The organism is Arthrobacter sp. P4_F11, assembly GCF_056401395.1.
Genome location: NZ_JBFUJK010000002.1, coordinates 66020 through 80145, shown reverse-complemented (window position 1 = coordinate 80145; position 14126 = coordinate 66020). Strand labels below are relative to the sequence as shown.

General features: G+C 68.9%; 10 protein-coding genes and 1 tRNA gene. 4 read left to right on the top strand and 7 right to left on the bottom strand.

Features of this window, described 5'->3' with window-relative positions; translation table 11 throughout:
- Window positions 1–66: 66 nt before the first annotated feature.
- Window positions 67–1590 (bottom strand): dihydrolipoyl dehydrogenase family protein, encoded by a 1524-nt coding sequence (locus tag AC1DRO_RS03375; RefSeq protein ID WP_476949819.1) that lies wholly within the window; start codon window positions 1588–1590, stop codon window positions 67–69.
- A gap of 165 nt (window positions 1591–1755) precedes the next feature.
- Between AC1DRO_RS03375 and AC1DRO_RS03370 the strand changes: the two genes are divergently transcribed.
- The gene (locus AC1DRO_RS03370) at window positions 1756–2484 is read left to right on the top strand and encodes a FadR/GntR family transcriptional regulator (protein WP_028275178.1); all 729 of its coding nucleotides are present in this window, start codon (window positions 1756–1758) and stop codon (window positions 2482–2484) included.
- A 148-nt stretch (window positions 2485–2632) separates the two neighbouring features.
- On the opposite strand, the gene AC1DRO_RS03365 is transcribed toward AC1DRO_RS03370, so the two are convergent.
- A tRNA-Arg gene (locus AC1DRO_RS03365) sits at window positions 2633–2706 on the bottom strand.
- A 277-nt stretch (window positions 2707–2983) separates the two neighbouring features.
- Here AC1DRO_RS03365 and AC1DRO_RS03360 point away from each other — a divergent pair.
- Both AC1DRO_RS03360 and AC1DRO_RS03355 read left to right on the top strand, forming a co-directional pair.
- The gene (locus AC1DRO_RS03360; protein ID WP_476949818.1) at window positions 2984–4819 is read left to right on the top strand and encodes a phosphoenolpyruvate carboxykinase (GTP); all 1836 of its coding nucleotides are present in this window, start codon (window positions 2984–2986) and stop codon (window positions 4817–4819) included.
- Window positions 4820–5077: 258 nt separating this feature from the next.
- Window positions 5078–6475 carry an FAD-binding oxidoreductase gene (locus AC1DRO_RS03355; protein ID WP_476949817.1) on the top strand — a complete coding sequence of 466 codons (1398 nt, stop codon included), beginning with the start codon at window positions 5078–5080 and terminating at the stop codon, window positions 6473–6475.
- Between the two features lie 89 nt (window positions 6476–6564).
- On the opposite strand, the gene AC1DRO_RS03350 is transcribed toward AC1DRO_RS03355, so the two are convergent.
- The 4 genes from AC1DRO_RS03350 to AC1DRO_RS03335 form a co-directional block, all read right to left on the bottom strand.
- Window positions 6565–7725: a globin domain-containing protein gene (locus AC1DRO_RS03350; RefSeq protein ID WP_476949816.1), complete on the bottom strand. Its 1161-nt coding sequence runs from the start codon at window positions 7723–7725 to the stop codon at window positions 6565–6567.
- Window positions 7726–7972: 247 nt separating this feature from the next.
- A complete protein-coding gene (locus AC1DRO_RS03345) occupies window positions 7973–8422 on the bottom strand; it encodes an RrF2 family transcriptional regulator (RefSeq protein WP_476949815.1) in 450 nt (149 codons plus the stop codon).
- A gap of 20 nt (window positions 8423–8442) precedes the next feature.
- Window positions 8443–8928, bottom strand: coding sequence for a hypothetical protein (locus tag AC1DRO_RS03340; protein WP_028278122.1), 486 nt, complete (start codon window positions 8926–8928; stop codon window positions 8443–8445).
- Between the two features lie 2 nt (window positions 8929–8930).
- Complete coding sequence (locus tag AC1DRO_RS03335; RefSeq protein ID WP_476949814.1) at window positions 8931–10349, bottom strand: phosphomannomutase/phosphoglucomutase; 1419 nt, start codon at window positions 10347–10349, stop codon at window positions 8931–8933.
- 124 nt (window positions 10350–10473) lie between these two features.
- On the opposite strand from AC1DRO_RS03335, the gene AC1DRO_RS03330 reads away from it, so the two are divergent.
- Entirely contained in the window at window positions 10474–12654 is a 2181-nt protein-coding gene (locus AC1DRO_RS03330) for a RecQ family ATP-dependent DNA helicase (RefSeq protein WP_476949813.1), read from the top strand.
- Here AC1DRO_RS03330 and AC1DRO_RS03325 read toward each other — a convergent pair.
- Complete coding sequence (locus tag AC1DRO_RS03325) at window positions 12599–14068, bottom strand: MFS transporter (RefSeq protein WP_476949812.1); 1470 nt, start codon at window positions 14066–14068, stop codon at window positions 12599–12601. The two genes, AC1DRO_RS03330 and AC1DRO_RS03325, sit on opposite strands and share 56 nt — an antisense overlap.
- Window positions 14069–14126: the final 58 nt, after the last annotated feature.

Here is a 14126-nt window from a genome sequence, read left to right as displayed (position 1 = left end):
GTCTGCTTCAAGGCTAACCGAACTGACTGGTCAGTTCAAATAGACTAGCCGCTTGTGATCAACGGATCACAGGCCATAGCTTTCGAGCAGGCGAAGCCAGACTTCGCTGATGGTTGGATAGGAGGGCACGGCGTGCCACAGCCGGTCCAGCGGGACTTCCCCCACCACCGCAATGGTGGCTGCGTGCAGGAGTTCAGCGACATCCGGGCCGGCGAACGTGGCGCCCAGCAGCACCTTGCGGTCCTCGTCGATGACCAGCTGCGCCCACCCTTCATAGTGTTCGGCGTGCAGCGAGGAGCCGGCCACCTGGATGGGGAGTTCCACGGCGGAGGCCCGGAAGCCGTCCTTCTCCGCCTGCGCCATGGTCCGGCCGACGTTCGCCAGTTCCGGATCGGTAAACACCACGTTCGGCACCGCATGCTCGGAGGCCGTCTGGGCAAAGCGGCTCCACGGTGCCGGCTCGCCGGTGAGTTCGCCCTTGGCCCGGGCGGCAATGGCGTCTCCGGTGGCCCGGGCACCGTACTTGCCCTGGTGCGTCAGCATGGCCCGTCCGGCGGCGTCGCCGGCCGCGTAGAGCCACGGGTTGCCGGACGCATCGTTCTCGGTGGCGTGGTGGACTAGTCCGGTGGAATCGGTGGTGAGCCGCAGGGTCCCGCCCTCGGGTGCCGGGAGGCCGACGCTGTCCAGGCCGAGTCCTTCAAGGGCGGGGTGCCGGCCGGTGGAGACGAGCAGCTTGTCCGCCGTGATCGTGGCGCCATGGGCCGTGCCGTCAGCGGGACCGGCGCCCGGGCCGTCCTTGGGGCTGCTCTTGGGGCCGCCGTCGAGCATTACGGTAAGGGAGCCGTCGTCGTTCTCATGCACGCTCCGCGTACCGGTGTGCAGGCGGAGGTCCACGCCATCGGCGCGCAGGCCGGCAGCGACCAGGTCTGCGGCCTGCTCCGGGAAAACGCCCAGGAGCCCGCCGCGGGCCACGAGCGTCACGGACGAACCAAGGCGGGCATAGGCCTGGGCGAGTTCGACGCCGGCAACGCCGCCGCCGAGGACCGCAAGCCGCGGGGGAACCGCGCGGGCTGAGGTCGCCTCCCTGGTGGTCCAGTACTCGACGTCGTGAAGCCCCTCGACCGGCGGCTGGTTCGGGGCGGAGCCCGTGGCGACCACCACGGCGTGCCGGGCCGTGAGTGCGTAGCTGTTGCCGTCCAGCCCGGCCACCTCGACGTGCCGCGGGGCGGTGATCCAGCCGTGGCCGCGGATCAGTTCGATGCCTGTGTCCTCCACCCACTTGACCTGGCTGTCGTCCTGCCAGTTAGAGGTGAAGTAATCCCGGCGCTTCAGCACGGCTGCCGGATCCAGGGTGCGGGTGACCGCTTCCTGGGCGCCGGGGACCGTCTGCGCGCCATGCAGCGCAGTGCCCGGCCGCAGGAGCGCCTTCGAAGGCATGCAGGCCCAGTACGAGCACTCGCCGCCGACCAGCTCCGCCTCGATGAGCACTGCTGTCAGGCCGCCGCGGACCACACGGTCCGCCACATTCTCGCCCACGGCCCCGGCGCCGATCACAATGACATCGAATTCCCGCTCAATCTGTGCCGTCATGGCACCAGCCTACGCCGGGGCCATGGCCGGATCCGGGGGAGCTCCGGGCTCCGGCGATGCGGGCTTCCGGCGTAATGTGCCGGGCCGAACCCTTTGCAGGACGGGGGACGGTCGATACTGTTGGGACCATACTTGGGGGAGGAGGCGGCCATGGCCGCACGCAACATGACAACAGGCCCGGCCATACCGCTGGCAAGGTTCAGCGCCCAGGCCCGGCTCCGGGCGCTCCAGTCGGACATCCTGGAGCTGATCCTGGAACGCGACCTGGTTCCCGGCGACCCGCTGCCGACCGAAAACGAGCTGACGGCGGCACTCGGCGTCGGCCGCAACACCCTGCGGGAGTCCTTGAAGGCGCTCCAGGCGCTGGGCGTCATTGAGATCCGCCACGGATTCGGCATGTTCGTGGCGCCGAGCAATTTCGAGGCCCTGACCGATGGGCTCACTTTCCGCGCCCGGCTGTCGCTGCGCCATCAGGGCGAGGAAGCCCTGCAGCTCGTGGAGGTCCGGCAAGCACTCGAATCCGGCCTGGTCGGCGCCGCCATGGACCGGATCAGCGCAGAACAGCTGGCCGCCGTGGAGGAGTCCGTGAACCGCATGGAAGCGCTGGCCGACGCGGGGGAGCCCTTCATCGAGGCCGACGCGGAGTTCCACCGCAGGCTTTTCGAGCCGCTGAACAACGACCTGCTGATCAGCCTGATGGACGTCTTCTGGAAGGTCTACCGCCGGATCCACCTCGAACTCGGCGGACCGTACGCCGTCGACCTGCAGGCAACGGCCGCAGTGCACCGGGGGATCTATGAGGCGGTCGCAACGGCGGACAAGGCCCTCGCCTCCGAGCGGCTCAGCACGCATTTCGACGACATCCGCACCATCATCGTCCGGACCACGGCCTGAGCCCTGCGGCCGGGCCGCTCCGGCCCAACGGCTGCCGCCGGCGCCCAGCCCGCCGCCTAAGGCAGCCGGCCCGGCGCCCTGGCGCCTAGGGCAGTAGGCGGTTAAAGCAAAAGATCCGCCCCGGCGAACCGGGGCGGATCTTCATCTGTGCGCCCAAAGGGATTCGAACCCCTGACCTTCTGTTCCGTAGACAGACGCTCTATCCAGCTGAGCTATGGGCGCATTCTCGGCTCTTGGAGAACTTCTCGCTCCCCGAACCTCGAATTACTTTACGCGAGCCCGGGCCCAGTTACAAATCGAAACGGGTGTAATCTAGCCGACTAGACCGGTCTACGTGACCTTAGTCACAAAAAGGAGGGATGATGGCCGGCCAGTTCCTTGAATTTCCGCGGTTTTTGAATTGCTCCGCCCCGGTCATCCCACGTCCGGGCCCGAAATGGGCCCCCTGCCGAGCCCTAGCATTTAGGACACACCACTGAACCCGAGGAAGGGAACCGTAATGGGAGATCTGGCGCGACTGCCGTTGCTTGAAAAAGCACCCACCACACATGCCGGTCTACTGGCATGGGTAGAAGAGGTAGCTCAACTGACCCAGCCGGACCGGATCTACTGGGTTGACGGGTCGGAAGCGGAAAACACCCGGCTGACGGACGAGCTCGTTGCCGCCGGCACCCTGACCCGCCTCAACGAGGACCTCTTCCCCAAGTCGTTCGCGGCCTTCTCCGACCCCGCCGACGTGGCCCGGGTCGAAGAGCAGACCTTCATCTGCTCCGAGAAGGAGCACGACGCCGGCTTCACCAACAACTGGATGGCCCCGGCGCAGATGAAGGAAAAGCTGCGCGGCCTGTTCGCCGGCTCCATGCGCGGCCGCACCATGTACGTGATCCCCTTCGTGATGGGCCACCTGGACGCCGAGGACCCCAAGTTCGGCGTCGAAATCACCGACAGTGCCTACGTTGTGGCCTCCATGCGCATTATGGCCACCATCGGCACCAAGGTCCTGGACAAGATCACCGCTACCAACGCGTTCTTCGTCCCCGCACTGCACTCCCTGGGCGCCCCGCTGGCCCCCGGCCAGGCCGATGTCCCGTGGCCCTGCAACCCGGACAAGTGGATTGTCCACTTCCCGGAGGAGCGCTCCATCTGGTCCTTCGGCTCCGGCTACGGCGGCAACGCCCTGCTCGGCAAGAAGTGCTACGCCCTGCGCATCGCCTCGGTGATGGCCCGCGACGAAGGCTGGCTTGCCGAGCACATGCTCATCCTCAAGCTGACCTCGCCGGAGCAGAAGAACTACTACATCTCCGCCGCCTTCCCGTCGGCCTGCGGCAAGACCAACCTCGCCCTGCTGGATCCGACCATCGAAGGCTGGAAGGTCGAAACCCTCGGGGACGACATCACCTGGATGCGGTTCGGCAAGGAAGGCGAGCTCCGCGCCGTCAACCCCGAGGCCGGCCTGTTCGGCGTGGCTCCGGGCACCGGCTGGGGCACCAACCCCAACGCGATGCGCGCCATCGCCAAGGGCCACAGCATCTTCACCAACGTCGCCCTGACGGACGACGGCGGTGTGTGGTGGGAGGGCATGACCGACGAGGTGCCCGCGCACCTGACCGACTGGCAGGGCAACTCCTGGACCCCGGATTCGGACAAGCCCGCCGCCCACCCGAACTCCCGCTTCTGCACGCCGATCGACCAGATCGACATGCTGGCCGAGGAGTACTACAACCCGGACGGCGTGGAGCTTTCCGCGATCCTGTTCGGCGGCCGCCGCAAGACCACCATCCCGCTGGTCACCGAGGCGCGCAGCTGGTCCAACGGCATCTTCATGGGCTCCACCCTGTCCTCGGAGACCACCGCCGCGGCAGCCGGTGCCGTCGGCGTTGTCCGCCGGGATCCGATGGCCATGCTGCCCTTCATCGGCTACGACGCAGGCGATTACCTGAACCACTGGGTCAACCTGTCCGCGAAGGCTAACCCGGAGCGGCTGCCCAAGATCTTCCTGGTCAACTGGTTCCGCCGCAATTCCGAGGGCGGATTCGCCTGGCCCGGATTCGGTGACAACGCCCGGGTCCTGAAGTGGGCCATCGAACGCCTCGAGGGCAAGGCCGACGCCGTGGAGACCCCCATCGGGTTCGTCCCCACCGCTGACGCGATCGACCTCAAGGGCCTGGACATGACCCCGGCCCAGGTTGAAGAGGCCGTCCGTGTCGACCCCGCGGAGTGGACCACCGAGCTGGCCTCGATCGAGGAGTGGTTCGCCAACTTCGGCAGCTCGCTGCCCGAGGCGCTGCGCGCCGAACTCGCAGGACTGAAGGAGCGCATGGCTGCCGAGCAGTAGCAGCCAGCACAACAGCACCTATAACAGTGCAATAGCGACGGCGGCCCCGCATCTTCCCGGAAGATGCGGGGCCGCCGTTTTCGTTGGGTGCGTGACGCCGGGACTTAGGTCCCTAGGCCGCGTCAGGCCGGATCCCTAGGCTTGTCCGCATTCCATCAGCCGGGCCGGCCGCCGATTGGAGCGTGCGCTGGGGGCATTCCGGGCGGGTGCGGCCGCGCCCCCGACCTGCTCGCGGTAAGCGAGATTCAGGAGTTCCTCATGCTTGTCAACGACGACATCGATGCTTTGTCCAGCGCTGTCAGCGGCCCGGTCGCGTTGCCGGACAGCCCCGAATTCGCGGAGGAGACGTTCGCCTTCAACGTCGCAACAGTGCACCGGCCCGACGTCGTTCTGGGGGCCGCAGATGCCCTTGACGTCGTGGCCGCGGTTAAATGGGCGGCCGAGCGCAGGCTTCCCGTGTCCGTCCAGTCCACCGGGCACGGCGCCGAATCGGCGATCGATGGCGGCCTGCTCATCAACACACGCCGGCTGCAGGACCTGCAGATCGATCCGGATGAACGCACCGCACGCGTCGGCGCCGGGGTGAAGTGGCGCACCCTCTTGGAGGCCAGCGTGCCGCACGGGCTCGTCGGATTGCACGGCTCCAGCACCGACGTCGGCGTCGTCGGCTACACGCTCGGCGGCGGGCTGCCCGTGCTCGGCCGCGCCCACGGCTTCGCGGCGGACCATGTCCGCAGCATGGAAATTGTTACGGCCGACGGCGCGCTGCGGCGGATCGACGCCGACGCCGAGGCCGAGCTGTTTGCACTGATGCGCGGCGGCAAGGGCAACCTGGGGATCGTGACCGCCCTCGAGTTCAGTCTCTTTCCGTTCAGTGACTTCTACGGCGGCGGCATCATCTATCCCGGGGCGGATGCGGCCAACGTCCTGGCTGCCTTCCGCCACTGGCTGCCCACGCTGCCCGAAGATGCCTCACCCTCGATCTCGCTGCTGCGGCTTCCGGATATGGACTTCGTTCCCGAGCCGCTGCGGAACCAGTTCGTCGTGCACCTGCGCTTTGCCTTCCTGGGCAAGCGCGAGGCCGGCGACGCGCTGCTGGCCCCGATGCGGGCGGTCTCGACCCCGTTGATGGACACGGCCGGGCCCATGAGCTACCTCGACGTTGACCAGATCCACATGGACCCGGCGGACCCGCTGCCCTTCATGGACGGCGGCGCGCTCCTGAAGGATTTCGGCGACGATGCCGTGGCTGACCTGCTCGAGCTCACCGGGGACGGTTCGGACTGCCCGCTGCTGCTGGTGGAGGTCCGGCCGCTCGGTGGCGCGCTGGCGCGGACTGCTGCAGTGCCGGATGCGTTGCCGGACGCCGTGTCGGGGCGGGACGCGGCCTTCCTGCTGTTCCTCGTCGGGTTCAAGATACCGCCCCTTGCCGAGGCCGTATCGGCCTCCATCAGCGGGATCCTGGCCGCGATGGCTCCGCACTCCACCGGGTACACGCTGGTCAATTTCCATGGCGAGCCGGGCGACGAGGCCGACCGGGCCCGGGCGTGGTCTCCTGAGGTCTATGAGCGGATGCGGTCCGCGAAGTCCACGTACGACCCCGGCAACCTCCTGCGCTTCGGCCACGCGATCACCGGGGTGCCGTCGGCGGGCTGACGCGCTCTGTGCGGGCTCCGCGGGCACCGCTTCACGACGGCGGCCCCCCACCTTCACGAAGAAGTGCGGGGCCGCCGTCGATGAGTGCTTTAGCTGGCGAGCCAGATGTCCGGGCCGAAGACCTCGTAGTGGATCTTCGTGGCCGGGATGCCGGCGTTGATGGCCTCGTTGCGGATGTTCTTCATGAACGGCAGCGGGCCACACAGGTAGAGCGAGGCGTTGGCCGGGAGGTCCACCTCGCGCAGGGACATAAAGCCTGCGTTGGAACCGGCTTCGGGCTGCTCGAGCCAGAGCTGCAGGTCGGCGCCGTCCAGGCGTTCGACGTCGTCCGTCATCTGGGAGCGCAGCGCCCAGCTGTCCAGGGTGCTTTCGGCGTGCAGGACCAGGACCTGGCGGTCCGAGCCGGACTCGGCCAGGGAGCGCAGAATGGACGCCGTGGGCGTGCAGCCGATGCCGGCCGAGGCCAGGACCACGGGGCCGTCGCCCTCCGCGAGCGTGATTTCGCCGTAGGGGTTGGAGATTTCGATGACGTCGCCCACGGCCACGTTGTTGTGCAGCACGGGGGAAACCTCGCCGCCGTCGTCGAGCTTGGTGGTGAAGCTGCGGCTGGTGCCGGCGTCGCCGGAGAGGGAGTACTGGCGGACCTGGCGGAGCCCGTCCGGAAGCGTGACCTTGACGCTGACGTACTGGCCCGGCAGCGCCGCGGTGATGGGGGTGTCGTCTGCCGGTTCCAGGGTGAAGGTCATGGAGCCGGTGCCGGCCGGAGTCTTGGCGGCAACCTTCCAGGGGGTCCACATCTTGGCGTTGGCCTGGGCGGCGTAGAGGCCCTTCTCGAGCTTGATGAGGGCGTCCGCCATGAGCCAGTAGACCTCGGTCCAGGCTTCGGCGATTTCGGGGGTGATGACCTCGGCGAGGTCCTCGGCGATGGCGGCGAAGAGGTGCTCGTAGACCACCTGGTACTGCGGTTCGGTGATGCCGAGGGAAGCGTGACGGTGCGCGATCCGGGACAGCACGGTCTCCGGCAGGGTGTCCGGGTTGTTCACCAGGTGGCTGGCGAAGGCGGCGATGCTTCCGGCCAGGGCCTGCTGCTGATTGCCTGAGCGCTGGTTGGAGCGGCTGAACAGGCCGTCCAGCAGTTCGGGGTGGGCGGCGAAGAGGCGGGCGTAGAACTTGGGGGTGATGTCCCCGATCCGGGAACCGACCAGCGGCAGGGTGGCCTCGATGACGGGGAAGGACTTGTCCGAGAGCATGTTGACTCCTGAGGTAGTGGCCCGGCGTCGTCAGCCGGGTCCGCGGCGATACTTGCATTTCAAATGCAAATATCTATGCCTAAGTTCTACACTGCGTAGAAATCTATTCCAAATCGACGGGATTCCGGGCGTGGCGGCGGCGGGAATGGGCGGGTGTCAGTGGCAAGTGTCGCTGCCGGGGAAGGAACCGGTGGTGCCCACGTTCGTAAACGCCATGCCGGACGGCGGCCCGAACCTGCCGGGCCGCTTAAAGCCCCGGGCGCAGCCCGATCGCCGCAAAGACGGGCGCCATCTGCCGGGAGGTCGGCAGCGACGCGATCACGATCCCGTCGAGTTCGCCATAGAAGGCTTCGCGGGCCCGGGCCAGCGCGGCCCGGAGCCGGCATTCGGTGATGAGCGGGCACGTCCCGCCCGTGGCGACGCAGTCGGCCGGGTCCAGGCGGGTGTCGAGTTGGCGCAGCAGCTGGCCGACCGTTGCGGTCCGGCCGGCGCTGCTCAGCCGGGATCCGCCGTTGCGGCCGCGTTCGACCTCGATCAGCCCCAGTGCGCGCAGCTTCGCCATCGCCTTGCTCACGTGGTTGTACGGCGTGCCGACAGCGTCGGCGATGCTCTGGGTGGTCAGGAGCCCGCCGTCCGGAACGGCCGCGAGCACCAGCAAAGCGCGAAGGCTCACATCGGCGAACGCATTGATCTTCATATCCCCAGCCTAAGGGCGGTCTAGTCCACCCAGACGGCGGGCTCGTTGGTATCGGCGGCCAGCTGGCCGAATTCGAGTTCGTGCGTCCCGGCGTTCGCGGCGTAGGGCAGTACGGCGGCGAACAGGGAGCCGTCCTGGTGCTCTGCCGCGACGTGGATGGCGTCCGAGTCTTCCTCGAGCAGCGTGATGTCGCAGACGACGGCGGCGGCCCGGAACTCCTCCCGGTGCTGCCGGAGCAACTCGTGGAGGTCCCGGATCATGGCGTCCGCGTCGAAGTCGGCGTCCGATCCGTCGCTCGCGTCGGCGGGTGTGACTGCCACCAGCCGGACTTCGCCGTCGTTCTGCACCACCAGGGCGAAGGGCAGGAAGCCGCCGTTGCGTTCCAGCTGCTCCTGCGCGGCACCGACGCCGGTGCCGAGCAGGTTCTCCAGGTCCGTGGCGCTGGCGTCCGGCACGGATTCGCGCCAGGATCCGGTGTTGGCGGATTCTTCCGGGTGTACTGCCACCGCTAGCCCCGGACCAGCGCCAGGACGCGGTCGCGGACGCGTTCCATGGTGGCGGCGTCCGTGGCTTCAACGTTGAGGCGCAGGAACGGTTCGGTGTTGGACGGGCGCAGGTTGAACCAGTAGCTGCCGTCGGTGGCGATGAAGGTGCTGCCGTCGAGGTAGTCGACCTCGACGTCCTCGTCGTGGAAGTCCTCGCGGACCCGCTCGACCGCGGCGGCCTTGTCCTCGATTTCCGAGTTGATCTCACCGGATGACCGGTACGGCTCGTATTCGCGGCCGAGTTCGGAGAGCGGGCCCTCCTGTTCGCCCAGGGCGGCGAGGACGTGCATGGCGGCCAGCATGCCGGTGTCCGCATTCCAGAAGTCGCGGAAGTAGAAGTGGGCCGAGTGTTCCCCGCCGAAGATGGCCCCTTCCGCGGCCATGACGGCCTTGATGAAGGAGTGCCCCACGCGGGTGCGGACGGGCCGGCCGCCGTGGCGTTCGACGAGTTCGGGAACCGCGCGGGAGGTCAGCAGGTTGTGGATGACGGTGGGCGTGTCTTCACCGAGGCCCTGGGCGCGGGCGATTTCGCGGCGGGCCACCATACCGGTGATGGCCGACGGCGAGACAGGCGCGCCCTTCTCGTCGATCACGAAGCAGCGGTCGGCGTCGCCGTCGAAGGCCAGGCCGATGTCCGCGCCGTGCTCGACGACGGCGGCCTGCAGGTCGCGCAGATTTTCCGGCTCCAGCGGGTTGGCCGGGTGGTTCGGGAAGGATCCGTCGAGCTCGAAGTACAGCGGCACGATCTCCAGCGGAAGCTTGGGCAGCAGGGCATCGCCAAGCACGGCGGGGGTGGTGAGGCCGGCCATGCCGTTGCCGGCATCCACCACAACCTTCAGCGGCCGGGAACCGCGCAGGTCCACCAGGGACCGCAGGTACTCCGCGTAGCCCTTGAGGACGTCCTGCACGCCAATCAGGCCAGTGCTGCCGGCCGCGGGGATGGCGCCGGCGTTGAGGTATTCCTCGGCGCGGGCCTGGATTTCCATGAGCCCGGTTTCGGAGGAGATCGGCACGGCGCCGGCCTTGGCCATCTTGATGCCGTTGTATTCGGCCGGGTTGTGGCTCGCGGTGAACGTGGCGCCGGCGGCGTTGAGGGCCCCGCACGCGTAGTAGAGCTCGTCGGTGGAGATCAGGTCCAGCAGCTGGACGTTGGCGCCGCGGGTGGCTGCGCCGTTCGCGAAGGCTTTGGCGAACTCGGGGGAGGAAGGGCGCATGTCCCCGCCCACCAGCACGGTCTGCCCTGTGAGTTCCAGGACGTCGACGAAGGCGGCACCGACGGCTTCGACGATCTCCGCGGTGATGGATTGCCCCACGATTCCGCGCACGTCGTAGGCCTTGAACGAGGTCGAGAGGTCAAAAGTCTTTGTCTTATCCGTAGTCACGCGTCTTATCTTACGTTGCGGCCCTGACGCGCCGGCCTGTCCGCACCGTTGTCTACACGCCTGGTTTGTGCACATAGCAGGTACCGGCTTCGTGGCTGTCGGAGGGGGCTGGGATACTGAAGCAATGGCCAGTAACCAGAACGCCCTTTCCAGCACTGCCCTCGCCGACCCCACGGCCTCGACCCGGGAACAGGCCCAGAACGTACTGCGGGAGCTCGTGGGCCATCCTGAAGCCGAGTTCCATGACGGCCAGTTCGAGGCCATTGAGGCCCTGGTCGACGGCGGCAGGCGGGCCCTGGTGGTGCAGCGCACCGGCTGGGGGAAGTCGGCCGTGTACTTTGTCGCCTCCCTGCTGCTGCGCCGCCGCGGCGCCGGGCCCACCCTGATCGTGTCCCCGCTCCTGGCCCTCATGCGGGACCAGGTCGCGGCCGCGGCGCGGGCCGGGGTGCGGGCGGTGGCGATCAACTCCGCAAACCAGCTGGACTGGGACACTGTCCGCGAGCAGCTCGCCGCCGATGAAGTGGACGTCCTGCTGGTCTCGCCGGAACGACTCACCAACCCGTCCTTCCGGGAAAACCAGCTGCCCGAGCTCGTCCGCCGGACCGGGCTGCTGGTGATTGACGAGGCCCACTGCATCTCGGACTGGGGCCACGACTTCCGCCCCGACTACCGGCGCATCGCGGACCTCATCACGCAGCTCCCGGACACGGTCCCGGTGCTCGCCACCACCGCCACGGCCAACTCCCGGGTGGTGCATGACATCGAGGAACAGCTCGGCAAGGACGTGCTCACCATCCGTGGCGCCCTGGGCCGGGATTCGCTCCGGCTCGGTGTCCTGACCCTGCCCGATTCCCGCGAACGCCTCGGCTGGCTGCTGACCCACCTGCAAGATCTGCAGGGCAGCGGCATCATCTACACCCTCACCGTGTCCGCCGCCGAGGACACCGCCCGCCTGCTGGCCGAGGCGGGGCACGAGGTCCTCGCCTACACCGGCCGCACGGACCCCGCGGACCGGGAACGCGCCGAGCAGCTCCTGAAGGACAACCAGGTCAAGGCGCTCGTGGCCACCTCCGCCCTCGGCATGGGTTTCGACAAGCCGGACCTCGGCTTCGTCGTGCACCTGGGCGCGCCGTCGTCGCCGGTGGCGTACTACCAGCAGGTGGGCCGCGCCGGCCGTGGCGCGGCGAACGCCGACGTCCTGCTGCTGCCGGGATCCGAGGACCGCGACATCTGGCAGTACTTCGCCACGGCGTCCATGCCGTCCGAGGAGAAGGCTGCCGCGGTCCTGACGGCCCTCGCCGAGGCAGGCACGGCGGTGTCCACGGTGGCGCTCGAGGCCCGGGTGGACCTGCGCCGCACCCCGCTGGAGCTGCTGCTGAAAGTCCTGGCCGTGGACGGCGCCGTCGAACGCGTCGGCGGCGGCTGGCGTTCCACGGGACAGCCGTGGAACTACGACGCCGAGCGGTACGGCCGGATCGCCGAGGCCCGGGTGGATGAACAGGACTCGATGGTCATCTACCAGGACACGGCCGGCTGCCGGATGGAATACATCACCTCGGTGCTGGACGACGAAACGGCCCGCGCCTGCGGCCGCTGCGACAACTGCGCGGGCCGCTGGTTCCGCGCCGACATCGCCGAGGACGCCACGGAGACCGCCGGGCAGACCCTGCGCCGGGCCGGCGTCGCCCTGGAACCGCGGCTGCAGTGGCCCAGCGGCATGGACCGTCTGGGCGTGCCGGTCAAGGGCAAGATCAAGCCGGATGAGGCCCTCGCGGACGGCCGGGTGCTGGCGCGCCTGACGGACCTTGGCTGGGGCGGGGCCCTGCGGGAGGCCTTCGCCGCCGGTGCGCCCGACCGGCCCGTGGACCCGGGCATGCTGCAGGCCTGCGTCCAGGTGCTCCGGGAGTGGGGCACCGGAGATGCCCGGACCGCTGGCTGGAGCGGGGCCGGCCGGCCTGCCGCGATCATCAGCCTGCCCTCCCGCGGGAAGCCGTTGCTGGTGGATTCCCTGGCCCGCGGGATCTCCGAGATCGGCCGCATCCCGTATCTGGGCCAAATGCAGCTCAACCACGGCGGACCCACCGGCGGCCGTGGCGGGAACAGCGCCTACCGGCTCGCCGGCGTCTGGGACCGCCTGGTGGTGGGACCGGAGCTGGAGGAGGCTTTGGCCGGAATCCGTGGCCAGAGCGTCATGTTGGTGGACGACCTCGTGGACAGCCGCTGGACCCTGACCGTCTCCGGCCGGGCCCTCAGGCTCGCGGGCGCCGGCGCCGTTCTGCCGCTGGTGCTGGGCCAAGCCGGCTGACCTCAGCACCGGCGTGGCGGGGGAGGGCCAGGCTGTCCAGGGTGCTCAGGAGCATCAGGACCGCGATGGCCAGGAACGCCGCCCGGTACGGCGCCGCCGGATCACCGGCGACCCCGGTGGATCCCGCGCGGCTGCCTGCCTCGAAGACCCGCAGCAGGAGTGCCCCGACCGCGATCCCGGCCGCGGTGGCGAGCTGCACGAGCGTCGCGGAGACTGCGTTGGCGGACGGCAGCTGGGCCGGGACGACGTCGGCGTACTGCACGGACGCGTACGCCGAGAATCCGATCGAGCGGAACGCCCCGCTGGCCACGAGCACCGCGACAATCAGCGGTTCCGGCGTGCCGGCGTCGAGCAGCGCGCACAGCGCAAAAGTGGCCGCGGAGGCCAGAGACGCGAACGCCAGGACGGGCTTGAACCCGAAACGCCGGATCAGGGGCGTCGTGGCGGGCTTGATCCCGATGTTCCCCACGAACACGGCCGACACCATCGCCCCGGCGCGCAGCGGGTCCCAGCCGAAACCGACCTGGAACATCAGCGGCAGCAGGAACGGCACCGCGCTGATGGTCAGGCGGTACACGAAGCCTCCCGTCGCCGTCGCGCGGAACGTCCGCGTGCCGAAGACGGACAGATTGAACAGCGGCGTGCTGGTCCGCCGCATCCAGGCCGCGGCGGCGGCCAGGAACAGCAGGCCCGCAGCGATCCCCGCGGCCGCCAGCAGTCCGGCGTCCCGGCCGCCCATCAATTCCAGGCCGACCAGCAGGGATCCCACCCCGAGCGTGGTCAGGACCAGTCCGAGCCAGTCCAGGCGCCGCGTGCTGTCGCCGCGTGCTGGGGGGACCAGGCGCAGCGCGGCCAGGAAGGCTGCCAAGCCAAGGGGGAGGTTGACCAGGAAGATCCAGTGCCAGGACAGGTAGGTCGTCAGCGCTCCGCCCACCAGCGGGGCGAGGACCGGGGCCAGCAGCCCGGGCCACACGAGGAAGGCCGTCGCGCGCAGCAGATCCTTCTTCGGGGTGCCGCGGAGCACCACCAGCGTGCCCACCGGGACCATCATGGCGCCGCCGGCACCCTGCAGGACACGGCTCAGCGTGAGCATGGTCAGGTCCTGGCTGAGCGCGCAGAGCAGTGACGCGGCTGTGAAGCTGGCGATGGCGAGGCAGAACACCCGGCGGGCACCGAGCCGCTCCGCGAGCCAGCCGCTGAGCGGGATGCCCATCGCCACCGTCATCAGGTACGCGGTCATGGTGATGTTCACGTCGGCGGCCGGCACCGCGAAATCGGCGGCGATACTGGGTATGGCGGTCGTAAGGACGGTCCCGTCGAGGAATTCCATGAAGAACGTCGCGGCCACCAGCAGGGCCAGTCGCGGGCTCCAGCTGCCCCCGGCAGGGTCCGCGCCGCGCGGGGAGGCGTTCATGCGCGTGTCCCCACGGTCCGGTTCACCCATAGCGCCGGCTCATCCATTGCACTGGTTC